General features: G+C 54.5%; 2 protein-coding genes. One reads left to right on the top strand and one right to left on the bottom strand.

The genetic code is table 11. The annotated features are described in order from the left end of the window. Nucleotides 1-254: hypothetical protein (locus tag EXY20_RS39645; protein ID WP_207671415.1), on the bottom strand; the 254-nt coding region annotated here is incomplete at its 3' end. Between the two features lie 221 nt (nt 255-475). Between EXY20_RS39645 and EXY20_RS38690 the strand changes: the two genes are divergently transcribed. Then, on the top strand, nt 476-1726 hold the full coding sequence (locus EXY20_RS38690) for an IS110 family RNA-guided transposase (protein ID WP_135557781.1): 1251 nt from the start codon (nt 476-478) through the stop codon (nt 1724-1726). Nucleotides 1727-1895: the final 169 nt, after the last annotated feature.

The raw sequence follows: 1895 nt of genomic DNA, 5'->3' as shown, positions 1-1895 counted from the left end.
TCTCCTTGTATGCTAAGAGCAGCTACCGATTGGTGGTTGCTCTTGAATATTTTTTTAGACTCTTTAAGACAGTGATCTTTGAAAAATGAATCGAAAGTGTTTCCCGGCTTGCGGACGTAGCCCAAGCGAAGGCGCGGGAGGTCGTCCCGAAGGGACATAACGTTTTGGTGTTTACGATCTTGGGCTGTCTTTGGGAAAATGCCATTAGGTGCTACCGACGGGAATGTTCCTTTCTCTCCTGTAGACTCGATCATTCGAGTTCTTCCATCTTGAGAATGTACCCTTGGCCTCTTCCGTATTTTCCAACACGCTGACTGTATCCCGCCAGGCGCCATCCCTTCCGCATCGCAGAGGAAGGTTCGTGCACCGATGGGCCGCGGTGTATGCCAATAGCTCGCAAGGCTGTAAGCGGAGAGCTTTCCCAAGGACATCCCAGGACCGTAGCGCCGAGTCCATCGCAAAGGAGGTGATTTCCATGTCCCACATCTTGTTTGTCGGGATCGATGTAAGCAGTAAGAACAACGTCGTCTGTTGCCTTCCCGAAGGCGACACCGCCAAATCCGTAAGCCGCTTCACCGTGACCAACGACGAGCCCGGCGTACTTGCGCTCCAGGAGCGGATTGTTGCCCTCATGCACAAGCATAACCTTACTCACATCCGCTTCGGCCTGGAGGCGACCGGCTGTTATTCCAGCCATCTCGCCCGGTACCTGGAGAGCGTGCTTCGCTTCGCGCCGTATGAACACAGCGTCTATGTGTTCAACCCCAGTCTCATCAAGGTGTTCAAGAAAACTCACTTCCTGGACGCCCCAAAAAACGACAGGGTAGACGCCTGGTTCATCGCCGCGAAGCTCCGATCCGGTCATCTACCCCGTGCCTTCACGTGGAGCGAGACCAACGCTGCGTTGCAGCGCCTGTGCCGGACTCGTTTCCACGTTACTCAATGTTTGACACGGGAGACCAATTTCCTGCTGACCAATTTGTTCCTGAAGTTCAGCAGCTATTCGGTCGGGCCGTTCGGCAAGAAAACGTCGGCGACGAGCCTTGCGGTGATGGAGCACTTCGCCAGCGTCGAGACCCTCATCGACATGCCGCTGGAGGGTCTTGTGGCGTTCGTTGCCCGGTGCGGCAAAAACCGCTTTGAGAACCCGCAGGAGGTCGCACAGGCACTGCAGAAAGCGGCCCGCTCTTCCTATCGTTTGCCCAAGGCGATGACCGATGCCGTGAATCTGGCGATGGCGTCCAACATCCGGATTATCCGTTCGCTTCAGGAACAGGCCAAGTCCTTGCAGAAAGCCATTGAAGAGCATCTGGCTACCATCCCGCAAACACTGACGTCAGTGCCGGGAATCGGCCCAATCTTTGCTGCCGGCCTCCTCTCGGAGATTGGCGACATCCAGCGGTTCCCGAACCAAATGGCGCTTGCCAAGTACGCAGGCCTCGCTTGGACGGAAAGCCAATCCGGCGATTTCAAAGGCGTTGAATCCCGGCTTATTAAATCCGGCAACCGCTATCTGAAGTATTACTTCACCGAAGCCGCAAAGAGTGTTCAGGTGCACGACACTGTGTTTGCGCAATACTTCAGTCTCAAAGCGGCCGAGCCGGCCAAATATGCCGAAAAACGTGCCCTTGCGCTTACAGCTCGTAAACTGGTGCGGTTGGTCGACCATCTGCTCCGAACCAACCGACTTTACGAACCCAGAGAGGTGATCCGACAACACGGATGACATAGGCCTCATTTCAAAACCGCCTATTTCCTAGTTCAATAGGAAATATCTGAAATTCTAGGTAGGGCAGGTTTAGTTTGCGTTTGCCGTTTTTCGGGACACCCCCTGAAAAAGTGACGGTACGCGAGAATCTCCTTCATTCAGGGTCTTGACATCGTACCGCTGCTCT

Source organism: Paenibacillus cymbidii (assembly GCF_004764705.1).
Lineage (GTDB): Bacteria > Bacillota > Bacilli > Paenibacillales > NBRC-103111 > Paenibacillus_AN > Paenibacillus_AN cymbidii.
The sequence above is the reverse complement of the archived record's forward strand: the minus strand, read 5'-3'. Positions and strand labels throughout refer to the sequence as shown.

Coding starts and splice junctions, on each gene's coding strand:
- EXY20_RS38690 (WP_135557781.1), top strand. CDS start 476: ATGTCCCACATCTTGTTTGTCGGGATCGATGTAAGCAGTAAGAACAAC.